This is a genomic window from Nocardia sp. NPDC005745, assembly GCF_040630775.1.
Classification (GTDB): Bacteria; Actinomycetota; Actinomycetes; order Mycobacteriales; family Mycobacteriaceae; genus Nocardia.
The window spans coordinates 19222-36826 of the sequence record NZ_JBEXYF010000008.1 but is presented as its reverse complement, the minus strand read 5'-3'; the positions used below and the strand labels follow the sequence as shown (position 1 = coordinate 36826).

The window sequence follows — 17605 nt, the reverse complement described above, 5'->3', positions numbered from 1 at the left end:
ACCACTTCCTCCGAGCCACCGCTCGGGACCGGCCTTTCTTCTCACCACCACGCTGCGCATCAGCGATGCACGCACCATTGCAGTGTATTTGCCAGATTTTTAATCTTCATTCGACGTGCCAGCGTAGCCACGGCAAATGAACCCTGGCGATTACATTTGCCTGTCAAGGAGATAGCACCTTCAAGCGATGAGCGCGGGGCTTCCTTGAACACCAGCTGCGGGACCTGTGGGCGAACCAGAATCCACTCGCTACCGGAACCGCAGACACGATGGACCGGCGCTACGGCCGACCGGACGATCGCCGTGATGGCCCACCGGCGCCACACTTCATTCCGCTGGCACCACGCCAGCCCGAACACCGTGTCAGTGCCGTGACCTTTCGTCAGGGCCGGTGTCACCCTCGCAACCGGCCATCAGGACTCGGACCGCATTCGATGGTCCGGCCCCGCCGGCCCCGCCGGACCGACGGGCGCTACGGGCCGACAGCGGAGTCATCTCAGCCACCGGACAGCCTGGAGTCGTCCGAGCCCGGGTGGTTCACGAAGGGCCGGGGAATAGCGGACCGCGGCACGACGCGAACTCGTACTCTCCGAAGGATGCGCTACTCGTGTGTCCGGATGACCGCTTGGATCAGGCCGGCGAATGGCGGATGGCAGAGGTGCTGCGCTGACCCGCGCGCACGCGCCGAACCAGTCCGCGGACTATCGGGAACCAGAGCACGGTGAGGACCGTCAGCGTGAGGGCGTGCCAGGCTACCCGCCACCACCATTGGACCACCGGCGGGAACGATGTTGCGGTGGTGGCGAGCGGTACGGCGAAAGCCCAGGCCAGGAAGGCATCACCGATAGGGAGGGCACCGAAGGCGTAGCGTTTGGAGTTGCGGAAAGTGACCGGAACGCCCAGGCTCTCACCGAGGCCGGTGAGTGGACCGGAGAGGGAGCGATCGCCGTGTACTCGGGCCGCACCGATGGTGACCACGGTGGCCGACGCGCTGATACCGAGAATGAGTGGCCCGGAATCCACATCGCCCGCGCCGCTGCGGCCGTGCGGGTACTCCCGCACTCCTGGCAGGCCGAGTGGAGTATCGATGAAGAGTCGGCGGAATATGCTGTACTGCTGTGCGGCCCACGCGGGGTCTATCTCGGGCAGGAACCGCTGGATCATCGATTGTGACGAGCCGCGCGCACCCTCCATCACGGGAGTCGCCTGGTGCGGCAGTAGACCGGTCGCCGGGTCCAAGCGCGAGCGAGCCGACGTGAGCCATTCGGCGATCACCGACTCGAAGCGCGGTCCGAGGATGCGGTCGTGCAACCTCAACGCGGACACGGCCACCACACTGTCGACCGGCCAAGCCTGACCCGGATACGCCGCGAGGAACGGCCCGTCCCTACCGAAAGCGACCGCGAGTCCCTCGCAATCCGCGACGAATTGCGCCGCCTCCGGTGCGCCGGCACCGGCGAGTTCGATCACGTCCCCGCGCAACCGGCTGGACCATCCGACATAGAAAACCCCGTACGCCGGGCGCAGCCGCGCATCGAAAACCGTCCGTGCCGAAGCCGATCCCAATCGCTCCAGCGCCCAGCGTGCCTCCCGAAGCGCCTCGTCCCGATACGTCGTGTCGCCACGGGCGATATCAGTCCACGCCAACCCGTACAAGACGTGGGAGAAGAAATAACCCTCTGGGAACATGCCCTGCATCTCCTCCCCGAGCCCCGACCCCAATTCCGCACGAAGAAACCGCAATTGAGCGATGACATCGGCACGCGGCTGCTCATCCCGATACAGCCGCACCTGCGGGACGAATAACACCAAGGTGAGCAGCGCCGCGACGGCGACATACATCGCGCCCAGAACGGTCCTCTGCGATTCTGGGTTCCGGCCGGCCGCAGAGACCCGTGCGCAGCCGCGCTTGTACCCCATGCGGCCGGAATCTATCAGAACCCGTCCCTCGTTCGCGTTGCTCCCGACCGCCGGGTACCCACACAAGCTCGGTCAGCGAGGCTGCGTCGATGCTCGGCACGGCCGGGCATCGACGCTACTTGCGCCGCTCGAATATGCAGGTCAGCTGCCTACGCCGGGGTCGATCCGCGCATCGGCATCAAATGTGACGAAGTTCGGCCGTGGAATGTGATGCAGGCCATTGCCTGAGAAAGGCCCCGTTGGGCATTGTCAGCAATTCGTTTCGGAAAGAACCTCGTTGGAGATCCCGAATGACCGACCACAATTTTGCTTACGACCTCACGCTGGACGAGGCACGACGGCGCAGCGCCGTCCTCGCGGCACTGGGGGACGACTGGGATCCGGTCACGGTGCTCGCCGAGGAAGATCTGGCGTACGACATGCTGTACTCGAATCTCGATGATGAGCAGCAGCGAATCTACGAGGAACTCGTCCGATCGGGGATTCTGCCCGATCGGACGATGCGCGATACCGCCTACTGATCTCACCGCCGAGCACAACCACGGTTCGTTGTGTCACCTCCGGTTGCTGATCCGTATTGCGGTTGCCGGGCATATTTCTTCGGCGGCGCGGGCCGCGGCGTGATGGAGCGGGGCCGGTTCGGGCTCGAGCAGTACTGATCTTCCGCCGCTGTCTTGGTCGCCTGTTCAGCGATCCACACTGTCCGCTCCGCCTCGACACGGCGTCATTGCACAACGATGACCCGGTCGTACGACGTACTCAACACGCCGAAAGCTGCCGGCTACACCGTCCTCGATTCGCAGGTCAGGGCATCGCCAGGACCCGCTCGAGTGTGGCGTAGCCTGCTGATTCCCCGGTCGGTTCGCCCCTGGGCAGACCACACCTGCCGGACTGTCCGATCCGGATGAGGCAAACTGCGCGAAGAACAGCCCAGCCACGGGACCGGGTGATGGTCGCTTCGTCCGCCCGCCCACAGGCGTCGAAGAACTGGGGCGATCGCACGATCGGCAATGACCTCCGACCAGCCGTCGGCCGTGCCGAGTCATGGAGTTTCGATAAATCCTGGACAGGCAAGTTATCCGCCCGCATGTGTGGTGGATCGTCTAGAATCGTATACGCAGCTACCGGTCCGGGATGTTCTGTCCCCGATGCGGACGCGGCGTGTGAATTCGCGTCACCGCTTTTCCTCTCTGTTTCGGATGAAACTCATACAGTAAGGAGCGGTACATGACTGCACAATCCACGACGATCAATGAGCCGAATCTGCAGGACAAGATCGCATACCAGCTGTGCGAGTACGCGAATCTGGTCAACAGCATCAGCAAAGAAGACAGCGACCTGGAGGGCACACTCTCCCAGAAGATCCAGCAGTATCTCGACACCAACCGGGAGGTCATCGGAGGGTGGGAGATCGTCTGGGGTCCGGGAGTCGCGCTGTTCGACACCGACTTGTACGCGGTCAACGCCCTGTACATGGTGCGAAGCACCGAGGATCGCTCCCGGTACGTGATCGCCATGGCCGGCAGTACCGACGCACTGGTGTTCGACTGGCTCGTCGAGGACTCCTTCATTCTCCAGACGCCGTGGTTCGCGAATAATGCTGCCTTGCACACGATCGGCACGGCCATCGGGGTGAAAACCCTCATCAACATCAGACCCTCCGGCCACCGTCCCGGCGCCGGTCACACCTTGCCCGAGTTCCTGAGCGCGCTCGGCGACAAGGCGATCGACCTGACCGTCACCGGCCACAGCCTCGGCGGCGCCCTGTCACTCACGCTGGCCCTGTTCCTGCGCGACACCCAGTGGCTATGGGACAACTCCGAGAAAGCCAAAATCAGCGTGCTCTCGACCGCCGGACCGAGTTTCTGCAATCAGGAATTCGTCGACTACACCACCCGACGCCTGCAACGAGTGCAGCGCTACGCCAACGACCTCGACCTCGTCCCGCACATGTGGAACCCGGCCGACATCGATGGCGCCAAGGCTCTCTACTCCAAGAACAACCGGCCTGCTCCCGGTGGTATGGAGGTTGTGTTCGACTTGCTCGAGGCGCAGGCGTCCGTGTCGGGCCAATATGCGCACTTCGAACCCAGCAGCGGCGTGTTCCAAGGCACTTTCAACAATGAGATCGATCAAACGCAAGGCTCGACGCCAGACGATTTGTACTGGAACCAGGTGGGTTACCAGCACATAGGCGGCTACCATGACTTCTTCGAAATCAAAGGCGTGCAGTGGCCGCAGGGCGTCGTAGCCCTGCCGCCGGTCGGCGCCGACACCGTGATGGGCCGCCTCCTGGCCGCAGCCGGTCTACCGGGCGGCGACGGCGCCGGAAAGGTACTGGCGAACCGTCGGCCGGTGACCGTTCCGATCAACGGACAGCCCGTCGAGCTGCCCACTGACCACGACAGCCCCGAAGCCAAGAAACTCGTGGACCGCGTCACCGCCGAGTTCGACCCCACCTCCGCATGAACTGACGCCCCGCCCCCGCACCAAGTGGCAGGCGAGTTTCGATCCGGTACAGCGCGAAGCGCTCCAACGGGGCAGGACGTGGCGGTCGATTCCGGCGGGCAGCCGGGCGACAACAGGTCAGTCGACGAGGTCCAGCGTCGGCCTCCGCGGTCGGCCGCCACGACCAGGTGGTGTCTGCCCATGATTCGAGCCATTCGACGATGAGGGCAAGGACGAACGGCTCGGGTAGTGATCGCGTGGAAATCAATCAGCTCCCCACTCCCGTAGCGCAGGTCGGCGTAGCCGATGTCGCGGTGCCCGGTCTCACGCACCGACGCGGTCCATTCCGCTCACTACCGGACGGTCGGTGACGGCCTTTCGTGTTGGGAGCACCATGGTGCCTCACTATTCGGCGCTGCGACTGGTGAAGTCGAATGATCCGCCATCGATGCCCCAGGAGATGATCCGTTCGGGGTGAATGCGGATGACCGCGCGTTCCTGGGGTGGGAACGGCGGCTCCTCGTCATCGAGCGCCTCGGCCGTGCCACGTACCTCGATGCCGCGGATCACGTATGGCTCCAGTGAAACCTGTTGGTCGATCACGAACGACACCCGGCTGCCCGCCTCGACATTGCGGTACTTTCGACTGGCACGCATCCCCATTCCCCCGATGTCGATCGTGCCGTCGGGGTTCACCCGATAGCTGGTCGGGTTGTTCTGCACAACGCCGTCGGGCGACACCGTGGCCAGCCGACCGATCCCGGCCTCGGCGAGGAACTGCTGTTCATTGATGGTGAAGGTCATGTCCGTTACTCCTTGGTGAATTCGATATCCGGTGTGCCCGGCGATCAGCCGGAAGTTTTCGGGTGGAGGAAGCTCGAGCTGTTGCCTGCCACGTCCCGCGCGTCGTGTGTCAGCGGGACGGCGACGACGAGCTTTCTACTGGTGCGCCGACCACTTACTCCGCGCGGCACCGCCTACCCCGTGTTCTGAGATCAGAAGAGAATCAACGCGGCGCACAGTCCGGCAATGGCAATGAACTGCAGGGTGACCCGGTACTTCAGAATGCTGTCCCATTTGTCCTGCAGCGCACGGGCATTGGCCGGGATGATGCCGCTCTGCGCAGCGGCGGTCTGCTGGGAATTGATCGGCTTGGCGATGCGGACGTAGAAGGCGAGCCAGGTGAACAGTGCCGCCACCGTGATCCCCGCCGCGATAGCGGCGCCGATCTGCCCGGCCGACAGTGCGATCAGCAGCGTGAGCACGGCGCTGACCACACCGACCACGCCGACAACCGGCATGCGCTTGTCGCCGTAGTAGTGACCCCAGCCCGCACTCATGGTCACGGTCGCGTCATCGAGCTTGCGGTACACGGACCGGGTGATCACGGCCACGCTGACATCGGTGCCATACACGATGGCATTGGAGAGAACGGCGGCGGCGGCGATGGCCTGGCCGGTGAGAATGAGCATTTCGACTTCCCTTCCCGAATTTCTAGCATCGTTAGGAACTGGAGCAACGGTAGCATTCGTCCGCTACGTTGTCTAGCCTTGCTAGATTTCAGACCGCGCCCCGCACCGCCGACTCCTGCACGGTGCATCAGCTGCGTCATTCCCGGCTCATGCACCCCGCGGAGGACCATGGCGCACATGATGGCTGTCGGGGCATGTCTCGGTGCGCCCTCACGAAGTACGCGAGGTGGCCGACGACGGGTTACTGCACTATCAGGCCGACGGTGACACTGCTGCGCGGCGGCGGCCCGATGGTGTTCGCGCGTATCCGGCACGGCGGCGCTGGTGGCGACAGCGTCCGCGCCCATGTGGCCGACGAGCGGCGCGACCAGCTGGGGACCCGTGGCCTCGGCAGAGGCCTATCGGGTCCATTGGTCGAGCAACACCGCTAGGCGGGCGTCCCGCTGAGCCGGCCGCAGACGTCCACCGCGGTCCAGGGTCGCCAGGCCGTGCAGGGTGCTCCAGCCGACTTCGGTGAAGGTCTCCGGATCATGCTCGCCCGCGAACGGCGAGAAGGCGGCGAACATGACGGCGAACGCGTCCCGCAGCGGCTGCGAGGCATTCTCGCCGAACGCGAGGTTCACCTTCATCAGGAACATCGCGTCGTAGAGTGCGGGCCGCGCGGTCGCGAAGTCGAGGTAGGACCGCGCCACCGCCGCCAACGCTGCGCGCGGCTCGCCGCCCGCGGACTCCAACGCGGCGCGGCTCCACGCGGCCATCTCCGCGATGCCTTCCTCGGCGACCGCCGTGACGATCTCATCCTTGCCCGCGAAGTGCGAATACAGCACAGGCTGGCTGTATTCGATCCGTTCCGCCAACCTGCGCACAGTCACCGCGTCCCAGCCCTGCGACTCGGCCAGCTCCCGAGCGGTGTCGATGATCAGCCGGTGCCGTTCGGCGCGTTCCCGTTCTCGCCGCGTCTGGGTCGTCATAAGCCTGATTTTAGCACTGCTATACCATCTAGTGTCACTAGATCTGGGATTCATCAGCACAGAAATGACCGCCGCGGCCGCAGCGTGCGCCGGGGTCGACTATCGCGCCTATCGAAGCGGTGTTGATGACAGTGCAGCCCTCGACGGATCGAAGCCGAACGCACAGCGTCGCCAGCCACCTTCGTGTGCATAACGGCACCAGGACCGCCCATGGTTCAGTGGATCGAACCCAACACGACTTCATGTGACCACTGCTCGTGCAACACCCGAGCCAGGAGCGAATCCGTCGACGCTACGCAAACCGGCAGTCGCTCTGAATCTTTCACGATCGCCTCGACCGGCGATGCCAGCATCCCCCACGGCGGAATCTCGTTCGCCAGATAGCCTTCGATGCGCAGCTGAGAATAGCCCGCACCCCACCAAGCTTCGCAGATCGACCGAAATTCGGCGGGATGGACCAGCAGCCAGACCCCGAAAGTAACGCGGTAACCGCCGGTCAGCGCGACCGGAAGCGTCGCGCGCGCGAACGTTCCGACCTGCCGCACCTGAAGCAACTCCGAATCGCCCATATCCGAGCCGCTCATCCACACGTCCTGCGCGGGCACCGGCTGGGACACGCGTAACACCGGTTCCGGCAGCCTGAACCTTCGGTGCCGGTCGTGTTCGTCGAGCACCCGTCCACAGTCGGGGCAGTTGTCAATAGGCACGCCACCAGTATCGGTGACTCAGGTCGCCGCTGCGGCGTCGCCGGAGCAGCCCAGTCGCTCCGCAATCAGCTGTGAGCACGTATTCGCTGGACGCGCGGGAGCGGGATATTCCGTGCCAGCACAGGGTCACGGTGATCGGGCCGGCATCACCGGTACCCGGCTGGATGAACTCGTCGAGCACATGCTGCGCATCGTCCGGTCCTTCGTCATCGACCCCGGCCGGCCACCACGCTCCGGCAGCACGCTGCGCAACTACCTCACCACCTGGATCGCCCCGCTCTCATCGGCACCGCGACCAACACCCCTGGGGTAGCGCCGGGCTCTGTAAGCCCTTCCACGGAAACGACATACACCGTTCCCTGTCCATCAACGCCGGGGTGCGCGGCCGAAATGCAGCTCTTCGGCAATCGTGATGAACGAAACCAGATGTCGGAACTCTGTGCCGCGGGCTCCCTTTTTCCGCGTACCGGAAACGGTAGCGCCATCAGGTAACCGATGAGGAACCCGGATCGGACGAACACCACCGAGACCGTAGCGGATGGTGAACTGGACCCGAAGGTCGAACGGGCTGTGCTATCCATCCCGGCTCGTGACCATCCGAGATTCTCCGCACTCGTCCGGACGGCACCCCGAACGACCGCGACGCGGCGAACTCCCTGTGCCGGCCGCTCCGACCGCAGAACCCCCGATGGCATGGCAGCGACAGCCCAGTTGTGGCACGCTGTTGGTCTGACTCGATTGTCTTCGTGCAGGGGGAATTTCGGTGAACGAGCCGCCACAGACGCAGGCCGTCTTACTGGACCCGTGGGAGGTGCCGTCGGCACGCGCGTTGGCAGCGGCCCACGGCGTCGAGGTGCAGGAGTTCCCCCGCCGCGGAATCGAGCCGGTCACGACCGTGACCCTGCTGCTGATCGGTGCGGCGGCCGCCGTCGGTGCGGTATTGCACATCTTGGAGCAGCGCAAAGGTGGTCAGGTGATCGACCTGCGGCCCGGCGCACCGAAGGCGTTCTACCGCACCCCGGATGTCGTGTACGGCACCGTCGTGATCGTCACCGTCGACGGCAAGGTGACCGTGGAGGTCAGGGAGCCGGAGGGCATGTTCGGCAAGGTGGTATCCACCCTGCCGCAGTTGCTTTCCAGTGGCGGCAGCGCGGAGGAGGTCACTCGAACGGTGACCGAGAGGTTCGGCGCGGACATCGCGATAGAGACGGCGGACATCGCGGTCGAGACGATGGACGGCGATCCGGCTCCCGAGGGCGGCGCGTAGGTGCACGGTGACGCCCAGCAAGCAGCACAACGGTATTACGAGCAGCTGCGGGCGGCACTGGAGGAGCCCGAGCCCGGCGATCTCGCCGGCGCCGACCTGGCCGAATTCGAGGCCAGAGCTGCGGAACTCCTCGAACGGATCCTGCGGGACTACGCAGCTCCCGGGGTCACTCCGGAGATACGGGCGGAGGCGGAGCGGGTGGTCGCCCAGTTCATGCGCGGTCGCGCGGGCCGCCACGAGATCAAAGTCGAGCAGCTCAGCAGAATTCAGGACAGGATCGAAGCGGCCATTCCGACCCTGTTCCCGGACGGTTTGCCCCGGCTCGGCGGCCGTCCGTTGGTGCGTCCGCTGCGAACCGGGCAGCTCAATGCCGTGTGCACGCTGACACCGGGACGCTCGGATGCCTACCTGGTGCTCGTCGAGGACCAGATGGAGGAGTTCTGGCGCAAGCTGAGCGCGGCGGTCGCCTGGGCGATCCCGCGCGGCCCTGTGCACGACGGACATCTGCGCGACTATCAGCTCGGCGTGTCCGGCGTGACCGAGCGGATCGAGTCCGATCCGGATGTCCTCGCTCGTTTCGTCGACGCCATCACCGGTTACGCCGTGACCGGCCGGTTCGATCGGACCGAGTCCTATGCCATGCTGCCTCCGGGTTACCTCAACTTCGCGAACATGTTGGGACAGTCCCTGGAAAACTTCGTGATCGGCCACGAATACGGGCACATCCTGTTCGGCCATCTGCACAAGACGGCGCCGAGCCGAGGTGTCCTGCCGATCGATGACGTCAGCACGCTGACCTACTCGTGGAAGCAGGAGCTCGAAGCCGACTTCATCGGCATGGGCCTGGCGATCAACTGCGCCGACGCGTATCCGGTCGAGTTGAGTTTTCTGGGCATCAGCCTGTTCTTCGACGCCCTGGACGTCATGGATCGAGCGGTGTCCCTGCTGGAAACCGGTGACGAGAACGTGCGCCAACTGGGCTCGCACCCACCGTCATATCTGCGCAGGCGACGAATGCGGGAGTCGCTCGAGCAGCTGGCTCGCGTCGACGGCACGGACGAGCGGGAGAAGGCCGAACGGTTCCGGGCGGCGCTGAAGAACGCCGAGATTCAGGCGGACGTCGTGCGTCTGCTGTGGGAACGCACGCGACCGCGCCTGCTGGAACTGCGCGAGCGTGGCGTGCGACCGGCACGTACCTGGCGAACCATCGCGAAAGAAGCGCCTACGCTCGACCCCCCGCTCGATCCGGGGTCGCTACACCCCGACGAAGCCGCGTCGCACTACTACCGGAATCTGCTGGCGCGGACCGATGCCTTGCTCGGCGCCCGCGCTCGAGTCGACCCAGCCGCTCTGGGAACCGAACTCGATCGCTTCCTGCGCGTCGAGCGAGCCGACGATCCGCGAGCGGCGACGGTGCATCTGGGTCGCGATCCGCGGGACGTGGGCGACCTGTTCGCCGAGGTGCTGGGCTGGACCGAGAGTGCGTTGCAGGCCGAGGTGGCCGAATTCCCCCGCCCGCTCGTCGGCCACCTCCGGACGGGTCGGCTCGACGCGGTGCTCGCGCCCGTGCCCGGCCATTGGGACGCTCGAGGCACCTGCCTGATGCTCATCGAAGACGAGCTGCCGCTGTTCGCGTTCAAGTTCGGTGAAGCAGTCCTGTCGGTTCTGCCGCAGCGGCGCACCGATGCGAGCGGCAGGACCAGCTTCTCCTTCGACGAGTCCGCCGCGGCCGAGCGATTGGATGCCGAGCCGATGCTCGCCGCGCGCTTCGCCGAAATCGTCAGCGTTTACGCCATGACCGGCAGCGTCGTCGGCCATGCGCTCGGCGGGCTGCCGGGTGGTCAGCTCGACTTCGCCGCGGACCTGCGTGATTTCCTCCTCCGTTTCGTCCTGGGGCGGGGGTACGCACACCTGCTGGTGCACGCCCATGAAGCGACGCCGCGCGCGGGAATGCTGCCGGTCCCCGATGTCGAATCACTCACCCACTCCTGGCAACAGGAATTCCTGGCCGACGAGATCAGCTTGGGCATTCTCGCGACGGCCGGTTTCGGCGCCGCCGACAACATCGACTTGGTAGGCGCCTTCCTGGGCATCGGCTTGTACTTCGATGTGGTGGACGTGATGGATCGCGCGTTGTCGCTGCTGGAGACCGGCGAGGAGCAGGCTCGTCAACTCAATTCCCATCCGTCCTCGGACGCGCGAAAGCAACGACTGAGTGAGCTTCTGGTGACGAGCGCCGAATCGACACGCCCGGTGGCCGGAGCAGCCGAGGCGCAAGGCAGGATCATCCGCCTGTTCTGGGACCGTGCCCGGCCGCGCCTGGTCGAACTGCACCGGCAGGGCGCACGTCCAGCGCCCATGTGGCGAACGATCCCGAAGGAGAATGCGGCCGACGCCGCACGTGACCGGTAGGGACATGACCATCTGCTACTCGCCGGCATGGTAGTCACTGATCGTCGAGGGGAATCGGTGTTCCCCCGAGCCGGCTGCGAGAGCCCGCTTGTGCGACACGCAAGTTCGTAGCGTGCGCGAAGGGTGTCGGGGGGATCCGGACCAAGCACTTCAGTTGGTAAAGCTCATCCAGCGCCTGACGTTCTTGCGTCCGTAGATCGTCGTGAGGCTCATCCAGATGGTCAGCTCCAGCCGTGGTGCCGATGCCGACAGTGCCGTTCCAGGGCACTGCCTGCATGCTGTCCTGGACAGCCCGAACCGCCGGGCGTGGGAGAACCCACCTACGGGCCGGAGGGGAGTGCCCTGTCGATACCGAGGGTGGCAATCAGATCTTCGTGTAGTTCGAACCAAACCCGGTGGGCGGAATCGTTTTTGGTGCCGGTAACCATCTCGGGATTGTCGGCGGCCAGGGAGACGGCCGCGGCGAACCGGGTGTCGTAGCCGGAGAACCGGGCGAGTCGTTCGGTGAGCTGAATCGTCAGCGGAATCAATTCATGCGCGAGGCTTTCGAGTTCGGCCAGGATCGGCCGGTCGCGCTGCGCGTCGCCGTGGTCGTTGTCCTGCATGCTGCCGTCGGGAAGGATGGTCAGCTGCCAGGCCGTGCAAGCCTGCACCAACCGTGCGTTGAGCGGGAGAAACATGCGATAGACGTCTTCCATCAATGCTTTGGCCCCACACTGGGATAGCTCGTCGGCGAGTAGCCGCTCGTTCTCCACACGCCCGCTCTCGGTGAGCGACCACCCTGCGTCCGCCCCGAAACGGAAGCGGCTGATCCAACCAGACTCCCGAAAGTCCCGCACGAGCGACTCGGCGAGAGCGACGGGCATTCCGTATCTGTCGGCCACCGCCTGTGTATCGACGAATCCGCCGAGGCGGATTGCGTGCAACGCGAGCAACGAACTGCGTGAAACATGCGTCATCGCCGACCTCCCTTTCGTATCGATCAGCCATGCCTGATGAAGTCACATCAACGTTGGGTTGAGCGAACGGCGTGAACGTGCCCGTTTGTCCCATCGACCGAGATCGTCCGATGATTCGCCAGGGCATCCATCGCACCCTCGGCCGCTACCACAGCCGGGATCCCGTACTCGCGGGCGACGATTGCCGCATGGGACAGAATTCCTCCGGTTTCCGTCACCACCGCTGCGGCAACGCTGAAAAGCGCTGTCCACGACGGATCGGTCGTGCGACAGACGATGACATCGCCCGGCCGAACCGCGCCGAAGTCGTCGACACTGTGCACCAGCCGGACCGGACCGGCGACAACACCGCGGCTGGCCGGGGCGCCGGTGACAATCGGTACTTCAGGCATCTTGGTTCCTCTTGGCGAATCGCGAATCTTTTCTGCGCGGCCTGCCTGGAGACACCGAGGTGGGCGCCGATTTCACCCAGGGCATGCCTGCGCGCCGGGCTCGGCCCACGAAATAGTCGAGCAGCCGATCGGCCGGCCGCAACCAGTGCGCAGCGTGAATCACCGCTGCTACCAACTGATTCAGGCTGCCCTCAGGGTGGACCCGCTCGATCGCGACGATCACCTCACGCAGTGGCACTCGTCCAGCCATGCGTCAACCATAGGTTGACGATCATGTCGCCGTCAACTATTAGTTGACGACGGCATGGCGTTAGTTCGTGGATGGCTTTCGCCGACAACGAATCGATTCAGGAGTCGCACGTGGAACCTCTCGAGAACGCCGCGCACCATCGCGCCGAAACGCCGAGCAGGCGGGCGGTGGTTGTCGGCGCCGGTATCGCCGGTTTGGCCGCCGCGTTGCGGCTGCATCAGCAGGGCTGGGACGTCGTTGTGGTCGAGCGCGCGCCGACTCGTCGCAGTGGCGGTTACCTGGTGAACCTGCACGGACCCGGATATGCCGCCGCCGAGCGGCTCGGGCTCATACCGGCGCTCGCTCCGCGTGATATCGGGTTCTTCACCTCCGTCCTCGTCCACGCGGACGGACGGGAGAAGTTCAGGATTCCGGCCGCCGTCGCCGAGGCTGCTGCCGGGAACCGGGCACTGAGCCTGTTCCGCGGCGACTTGGAGTCGGCGCTGTACGGCGCGGTGGCCGAGCTGGTCGACATCCGTTTCGGCACCACCGTGCAGGCCGTCGCCCAGACCCCGGGGGAAGTCGTGGTCACCCTCACTGATGGCACCCGCCTGCAAACCGAACTCCTCATCGGCGCCGACGGCGTGCATTCCCGAGTCCGCGAGCTCGCATTCGGCGCCGAGCCCGAATATTTCGTGGACCTGGGCCACATGGTCGGCGCATTTCCGCTGGAAGCAATTCCCGAGCATGTATCAGCAGGCGTCGGCACGACCTTTATCGGCCCCGGACGCACAGCCGCGGTGATGAACCTGGGGCGGGAACGATCCTCGGCGTTCTTCACCTACCGCGCCCCCGACCCGGCCGCCGAACTGGCTCTCGGCGCCGCACCCGCGCTCACCCGAGCGTTCGGGGATCTCGGAGGCGGTATCGCCGACGCCCTGCACCAACTCGAGGCCGACCCCGACACCGCCTACTTCGACTCGGTCGGCCAAATCGTGATGGACCGCTGGAGTCACGACCGAGTCGTTCTACTCGGCGACGCGGCATGGTGCGTAACGGTATTCGCCGGTTACGGTGCCGCCCTCGCTCTCGATGGCGCCGACCGGCTCGGCACCGCGCTAGCGGCACACGGCGATGACATTCCCACCGCACTCGACGCCTGGGAGACGTCGTTGCGCCCGGAAGTACACAAACGACAGGCACTGGCCCGGAAGGGAATCAGCCGATTCGCCCCGCCGTCACGCACACATGTGTGGGCAGGCGAGCTGATGCTCCGCGCGATCCAGCTCCCCGGCATCCGCGGCTTGGTCCGACGCTCCATCCAACGCGCCAACAACTAATCGGGCAGGTGCCGCGTTCGGCGACTGAACATCGCGTATCCGGCTCACAGCAAAGGCACTGCCCCAGGGACCTCTCGCGAACACAAGATAGCCGCATATCGAGCGCTCAACCGGCCGCTGCGGGTCATGCGGGTCACACGAATTGAGACGAGCAGCACCCCACCGGGTGTGGACCCAAGCCGCGGCCCGGTCCCGATCCAGCAGCGCCGGATCGGCATCCGCGCCGAACTCGGCGGTCACGACTTCCGGCGCAGTGCGGCAGCCGCGGCGGGCGTTGGCCGGGCACGGTGTGCAGGTACGTCTCGATCGCCGCGTCGAGGCGCAGACGCAGTTGACGTCGATGCCGGGATCACCAACATGAACACATTGGAGGTGCCCCTGAAGCGAGCGATGATCGCCGCCGCGACGAGAGCTGTCGCCGTGGCCGACAGCTCCAAGTTCGGCAGACGCGCCCTCGCAAAGGTCGCCGGTATCGACGAAGTCACCTGCGTTATCACCGATTCCGAACTGAATCCGCAAACCGCGCACCGCTTCGCCGGCGCTGTCGTCCATGCCGGCCCGGCCGAGTTCGGTACCGGGGCAGAACCCGGGGCCCACGGTTCAGGTACACCTATTGCCCGTTGATTGCTATCCACATCGCACGAACCCCGATAACAATGAACGAACGCGTCGGCGTTGAGTTCACATCCTGGGCGTTTCCTCCGCCAGGCGTTTCGCAGACCGAGGTGAGAAGTTCGTCGACTGGCCGTTACCGGAGTGGCTGAGTGGGCGAATGGCACGTCACGGGTCAGGCCGGCCCTGAAGGCCGGGCCGTGGGACACCGAGAACCACATGAACGGCGAGATTCGCACAACCCCAGCAGGCGTATAGAACCCTTGACGCCTGCGAGAGATCGTCGAATGTTCTGGAACTGCGAACGGCGTGAGGTCGGAAGCCGGACATCCGGAGTGGCGGATACGCAATATTCGAGCCTGCGATATTGGTCGAATCCAAGAGTTGCTTGTCCCGCAACTCCAACTTCGGTGAAGAGCGGTCCCGGGTTGGGTGGCTACGGAGCCAAATCGATGACCAGGCCACTGGCCGCGGCGATGAAACCCATCACTGCTCCGCTGGTGAGATCACTGACGTGGGACCGCGGCAAGGCATGTGGGGGCACGCTGACTTCACCCGCAAGACGGGGATCCCGGTGTTCTTCGCCGATCCTCACAGCCCGTGGCAGCGAGGCACGAACGAGAACACGAATGGTCCTCTCCGAATCGTTGCCGATTAGGATCGGCGGTCGTCTATCGGTTGTCGCGCAATGTCTGTGCGGCTTTTGGCCACGGCGTGGCCCGGCACCGGCGATTACGGTTGTCGGGGGTGTGGTCATCGGTGTCACCGCCGGGTGGGTGTGCCGGTGAGGGCGTGGGTGAGGTCGGTGCCGAGTTGGTCCCAGCTGGCGTCGAATGTGGCGACACCTTTGGCTTCCAGGGTGGCGACGATGTCGTCGTAGTCGACGCCGAGCCCGGTGAGTTCGTCGAGGATCTGCTGAGCGTGGGGGTAGGTGCCGTGGATGCTGTCGGCGGGGACCATGCCGTGGTCGGCGACAGTGTGCAGGGTCGCTTCCGGCATGGTGTTCACCACTCCGGGCGCGACAAGTTCGACCACGTAGCGGGTGTTGTCGTAGCGGGGGTCTTTCACCCCGGTCGACGCCCACAGCGGACGCTGCGGACGGGCACCGGCCCGCGCCAGCGCCCGCCACCGGTCGCTGTCGAGACTCTGTTCATAGAGCTGATAGGCCAGCCGCGCGTTGGCGATCGCGGCCTGACCGCGCAGGGCGGCAGACTGATCGGTGCCGAGTTCGTCGAGACGCTGGTCGACCTCGGTGTCGACACGGGAAACGAAGAACGACGCCACGGAGTGGATGGCGGTGATGTCTTTCCCGCGTGCGTGGGCTTGTTCGAGCCCGGACCAGAACGCTTCGATCACCTCGCGGTATCGGTGCAGGGAGAACATGAGGGTGACGTTGATGTCGATGCCGCCGGCAAGGCAGGCGGTGATCGCTGGCAGCCCTTGTTTGGCGGCGGGGATCTTCACGAACAGGTTGGGCCGGTCGACCAGCCACCATAGGGCGTGAGCCTCGGCCACCGTGCGGTCGGTGTCGTGGGCGATACGCGGGTCGACCTCGATCGAGACCCGCCCATCCACCTCGCCGGTAGCCTCGTATACCGGGTGCAGCACATCGCAGGCCCAGCGTACGTCGTAGGTGGTCAGCTCCCGCAGGGCCGTGTCGGTGTCCACCTGGCGCAGAGCGAGATCACGGATTTGCTCGGCGTAGCAGTCGCTGCCGGTGATGGCTTTGGCGAAGATGGTCGGGTTGGTAGTCACACCGACCACATGCCGGTCACGAACCAGATCGGCGAGGCTGCCGTCGGTGAGGCGTTCGCGGCTGAGGTCGTCGAGCCAGATCGACACCCCGGCCTGGGTCAGCGCAGTCAACGGGTCGGGCATCTCATGTCCTCCTCCCACTCGGTGCGGTTCCGGCCCGGGTCGAATTCCGACAACGGAGTCGAGTCCGCCGTTCGGGGCGGTGTTCTTGGTGGTGTCGGTGTCCAGCGGGATGACCATCGGTCACAGTTGGTTGTCGTGGGGATGCCCCCATATGGGCCGTTGCAATCGGTTTCGCCGCAGGTCACGTCGAGTTCCTTGGAGAGGTGTTCGAGTAAGGTGTCCGCGCGTCGGGCGGGAACCGTCGAAGGCGGGCAGATGCCGCCGGCAGTTCAGACACCACTGCGTAGTGGGAATGGTTTGCAGTAGGTGGAGCGGGATCTCGGTGTGGCAGCCGCGGCAGCGGCCGTAACGGCCTGTGGTGATGAGGGTGAGGGTTTCCTCGATGTCGGCCAAGGCGTGTCGTGCGGCCGCGGCCAGTTTAATGGTGACCTCATGCCGGGCTGCTTCAGCTGCGTCGGTGGGTGCGGCGGCGCGATCGATTTCGGCGTCGAGTTCGGCCAGTTGCTGCGCTCGGAAGCGGCGTTGCTGATTGAGCCTGGCTCTCAGCGCCGGTAGGTGGTCGGTAAGGCGTTCGGGTGAGACGTGCTGTGCGAGGGTCATCCGGGTCTCCAGGACTGGTGGTTAGAAATCGGTTCGAGATGCAGTCACCGAGATGGGATGGGCCGCCCTGCCAGCGGCCCCCTGTATGACCACCTCCACGCGATCGAAATATAGGCTGACAACCCCAGGATCGTTCACGCCGTAACGGCTGCGCTTGTTCGTCCGCGACAAGTGCGGGTGCGCCACTTGTCCGATTCCTCCACTCGCATCCTTGAGGCACACCGTCGACAGCAAACCAGTGGAAGCAGAAAGGCGATTGCGGTCACCCGACGCTTGCGGTCGAGTCAGGCCTATCAGCGCGGTGGACGCTCCGGCGGCGATGTGCGCGCGGACCGCGATGCCCGGGGCCGTGTGACGACCCCAGCTGCGGGGCAGGCGCGCCGAGACCCCGGCGAATC

Annotated in this window: 15 protein-coding genes and 2 pseudogenes; 8 read left to right on the top strand and 9 right to left on the bottom strand. The window is 65.1% G+C overall.

Translation table 11 applies throughout. The features are described 5' to 3' along the window. Positions 1-630 precede the first annotated feature (630 nt). Positions 631-1842: a hypothetical protein gene (locus tag ABZ420_RS10825; RefSeq protein WP_357120069.1), complete on the bottom strand. Its 1212-nt coding sequence runs from the start codon at positions 1840-1842 to the stop codon at positions 631-633. Between the two features lie 368 nt (positions 1843-2210). On the opposite strand from ABZ420_RS10825, the gene ABZ420_RS10820 reads away from it, so the two are divergent. Both ABZ420_RS10820 and ABZ420_RS10815 read left to right on the top strand, forming a co-directional pair. After that, entirely contained in the window at positions 2211-2441 is a 231-nt protein-coding gene (locus tag ABZ420_RS10820; protein ID WP_357120066.1) for a DUF6400 family protein, read from the top strand. A 706-nt stretch (positions 2442-3147) separates the two neighbouring features. Further along, positions 3148-4389: a hypothetical protein gene (locus ABZ420_RS10815; RefSeq protein ID WP_357120064.1), complete on the top strand. Its 1242-nt coding sequence runs from the start codon at positions 3148-3150 to the stop codon at positions 4387-4389. Between the two features lie 384 nt (positions 4390-4773). Here the strand turns inward: ABZ420_RS10815 and ABZ420_RS10810 are convergent, their stop codons facing one another. The 4 genes from ABZ420_RS10810 to ABZ420_RS10795 form a co-directional block, all read right to left on the bottom strand. Next, positions 4774-5172, bottom strand: a complete 399-nt coding sequence (locus tag ABZ420_RS10810; protein WP_357120061.1) for a PPOX class F420-dependent oxidoreductase — start codon at positions 5170-5172, stop codon at positions 4774-4776. A gap of 191 nt (positions 5173-5363) precedes the next feature. Next, positions 5364-5840, bottom strand: a complete 477-nt coding sequence (locus ABZ420_RS10805; protein WP_357120058.1) for a DUF1772 domain-containing protein — start codon at positions 5838-5840, stop codon at positions 5364-5366. 398 nt (positions 5841-6238) lie between these two features. Further along, positions 6239-6811, bottom strand: a complete 573-nt coding sequence (locus tag ABZ420_RS10800; protein WP_357120055.1) for a TetR/AcrR family transcriptional regulator — start codon at positions 6809-6811, stop codon at positions 6239-6241. Positions 6812-7026: 215 nt separating this feature from the next. Next, on the bottom strand, positions 7027-7518 hold the full coding sequence (locus ABZ420_RS10795) for a DUF2199 domain-containing protein (RefSeq protein WP_357120052.1): 492 nt from the start codon (positions 7516-7518) through the stop codon (positions 7027-7029). 139 nt (positions 7519-7657) lie between these two features. On the opposite strand from ABZ420_RS10795, the pseudogene ABZ420_RS10790 reads away from it, so the two are divergent. The 3 genes and pseudogenes from ABZ420_RS10790 to ABZ420_RS10780 form a co-directional block, all read left to right on the top strand. Then, positions 7658-7831 (top strand): annotated as a pseudogene (locus tag ABZ420_RS10790) (TetR family transcriptional regulator); the annotation flags it as partial. A gap of 450 nt (positions 7832-8281) precedes the next feature. Then, entirely contained in the window at positions 8282-8785 is a 504-nt protein-coding gene (locus tag ABZ420_RS10785; protein ID WP_357120049.1) for a hypothetical protein, read from the top strand. Further along, the gene (locus ABZ420_RS10780) at positions 8786-11197 is read left to right on the top strand and encodes a hypothetical protein (protein WP_357120046.1); all 2412 of its coding nucleotides are present in this window, start codon (positions 8786-8788) and stop codon (positions 11195-11197) included. Positions 11198-11517: 320 nt separating this feature from the next. Here ABZ420_RS10780 and ABZ420_RS10775 read toward each other — a convergent pair whose 3' ends face one another. After that, positions 11518-12156 (bottom strand): hypothetical protein, encoded by a 639-nt coding sequence (locus ABZ420_RS10775; protein ID WP_357120043.1) that lies wholly within the window; start codon positions 12154-12156, stop codon positions 11518-11520. Between the two features lie 47 nt (positions 12157-12203). Beyond that, on the bottom strand, positions 12204-12548 hold the full coding sequence (locus ABZ420_RS10770; RefSeq protein WP_357120040.1) for a PEP-utilizing enzyme: 345 nt from the start codon (positions 12546-12548) through the stop codon (positions 12204-12206). Between the two features lie 360 nt (positions 12549-12908). Between ABZ420_RS10770 and ABZ420_RS10765 the strand changes: the two genes are divergently transcribed. The 3 genes and pseudogenes from ABZ420_RS10765 to ABZ420_RS10755 all read left to right on the top strand — a co-directional run. Then, positions 12909-14117, top strand: coding sequence for an FAD-dependent oxidoreductase (locus ABZ420_RS10765; protein ID WP_357120037.1), 1209 nt, complete (start codon positions 12909-12911; stop codon positions 14115-14117). Between the two features lie 126 nt (positions 14118-14243). Beyond that, positions 14244-14741, top strand: coding sequence for a hypothetical protein (locus ABZ420_RS10760; RefSeq protein ID WP_357120035.1), 498 nt, complete (start codon positions 14244-14246; stop codon positions 14739-14741). A gap of 401 nt (positions 14742-15142) precedes the next feature. Then, positions 15143-15372 (top strand): annotated as a pseudogene (locus ABZ420_RS10755) (IS30 family transposase); the annotation flags it as partial. Between the two features lie 119 nt (positions 15373-15491). On the opposite strand, the gene tal reads toward ABZ420_RS10755, so the two are convergent. Both tal and ABZ420_RS10745 read right to left on the bottom strand, forming a co-directional pair. After that, positions 15492-16607, bottom strand: coding sequence for a transaldolase (gene tal, locus ABZ420_RS10750; RefSeq protein ID WP_357120032.1), 1116 nt, complete (start codon positions 16605-16607; stop codon positions 15492-15494). A 120-nt stretch (positions 16608-16727) separates the two neighbouring features. Beyond that, the gene (locus ABZ420_RS10745; RefSeq protein WP_357120029.1) at positions 16728-17207 is read right to left on the bottom strand and encodes a TraR/DksA C4-type zinc finger protein; all 480 of its coding nucleotides are present in this window, start codon (positions 17205-17207) and stop codon (positions 16728-16730) included. Between the last annotated feature and the right edge of the window lie 398 nt (positions 17208-17605).